The organism is Cupriavidus sp. DL-D2, assembly GCF_039710735.1.
Classification (GTDB): domain Bacteria; phylum Pseudomonadota; class Gammaproteobacteria; order Burkholderiales; family Burkholderiaceae; genus Cupriavidus.
Genome location: NZ_JBDKXK010000150.1, coordinates 1 through 759 on the forward strand (window position 1 = coordinate 1; position 759 = coordinate 759).

A 759-nucleotide genomic window follows, 5' to 3' on the forward strand; every position below is an offset into this window, starting at 1 on the left:
GTCACGGGCCAGGACCGCGAATACCACATGCGCGACCTGTACGATTCGATCGAAAGCGGTAACTTCCCGCGCTGGAAGCTCTGCGTGCAGATCATGCCCGAGGCCGACGCCGGCAAGTACCGCTTCAACCCGTTCGACCTGACCAAGGTCTGGCCGCACAAGGACTACCCGCTGATCGAAGTGGGCATGCTGGAACTGAACCGCAACGCGGACAACCACTTCGCCGAGGTCGAGCAGTCGTCGTTCGCACCGTCGACCATCGTGCCTGGCGTCGGCTTCTCGCCGGACAAGATGCTGCAGGGCCGCCTGTTCTCGTACGGTGACGCCGCGCGCTACCGCCTGGGCGTGAACCATCACCTGATTCCGGTCAACGCGCCGAAGGCCGCAAAGTACGTCAACAGCTACCACCGCGACGGCCGTGGCCGCACCGACAGCAACGGCGGCAGCACCATCGCCTACGAGCCGAACACCAAGGGCGAGTGGGCCGAGCAGCCCGACTTCCGCGAGCCGCCGCTGACGCTGGAAGGCGCCGCCGACCACTGGAACCATCGCGTGGACGACGACTACTTCTCGCAGCCGGGCGCGCTGTTCCGCGTGATGTCGCCCGCTCAGCAGCAGGTGCTGTTCGATAACACGGCGCGTGCCATCAAGGGCGTGTCGCGATATATCCAGCAGCGCCACATCGACCATTGCACGAAGGCCGATCCGGCCTACGGCGCAGGCGTGGCCGCCGCGATCGAGAAGATCGAAGCAAAGTAA

1 protein-coding gene is annotated in these 759 nt (G+C 65.1%); it reads left to right on the forward strand.

Annotation, left to right across the window (positions count from 1 at the left end; genetic code table 11):
* The coding region (locus ABDB81_RS30415; protein ID WP_346814423.1) for a catalase at positions 1-759 on the forward strand (759 nt) is incomplete at its 5' end.